The organism is Phocaeicola sp. RTP21198st1_B8_RTP21198_201120 (assembly GCF_040929485.1).
Taxonomy (GTDB): Bacteria; Bacteroidota; Bacteroidia; order Bacteroidales; family Bacteroidaceae; genus Phocaeicola; species Phocaeicola dorei.
This window is the reverse complement of the sequence record NZ_JBCOCI010000301.1, coordinates 1-755: the sequence shown is the minus strand read 5'-3', so window position 1 is coordinate 755 and position 755 is coordinate 1. Positions and strand designations below refer to the sequence as shown.

At 42.1% G+C, this 755-nt stretch carries 1 pseudogene; it reads left to right on the top strand.

The features are described from left to right. Positions 1-755 (top strand): annotated as a pseudogene (gene secF / locus AB5935_RS25655) (protein translocase subunit SecF); the annotation flags it as partial.

Sequence of the window (755 nt, the reverse complement as noted above, 5' to 3'; positions counted from 1 at the left end):
TATTGAACCTTACATTCACAACCCCTGTTTCAAGAAACTTGATGACCAACACACGTTTTGATTTCATGGGAACAAACAAAAAATCCCTTATCATCACTGTAGCCATCATCCTCGTTTGTATCGGTTCATTTGCCATGCGCGGTTTAAGCCAGAGTATCGACTTTACCGGTGGACGTAACTTCAAGGTACAGTTCGAGAATCCGGTAGAACCCGAACAGATTCGTGAATTGATCTCCAGCAAGTTCGGTGATGCTAACGTTAGTGTTATCGCTATCGGTACAGATAAGAAAACTGTACGTATCAGCACCAACTACCGTATTGAAGATGCAGGAAACGATGTTGACTCTCAAATCGAAGCATATTTATATGAGACTTTGAAACCTGTGCTGACTCAAAACATCACTCTAGCTACCTTTATCGACCGTGACAATCACACTGGTGGTAGTATTGTAAGTTCTCAAAAAGTGGGTCCGAGTATCGCAGACGATATCAAAACAGGTGCTATCTATTCCGTAGTACTGGCTTTGATCGCTATCGGTCTGTATATCTTAATCCGTTTCCGTAACATCGCATATAGTATTGGCTCTATCGTAGCTCTATCATGCGATACCATCATGATTATCGGTGCTTACTCATTGTTATGGGGTATCGTTCCATTCTCACTGGAAATTGACCAAACGTTTATCGGTGCTATCCTGACAGCTATCGGTTACTCTATCAATGACAAGGTGGTAATCTTCGACCGTGTACGTGAA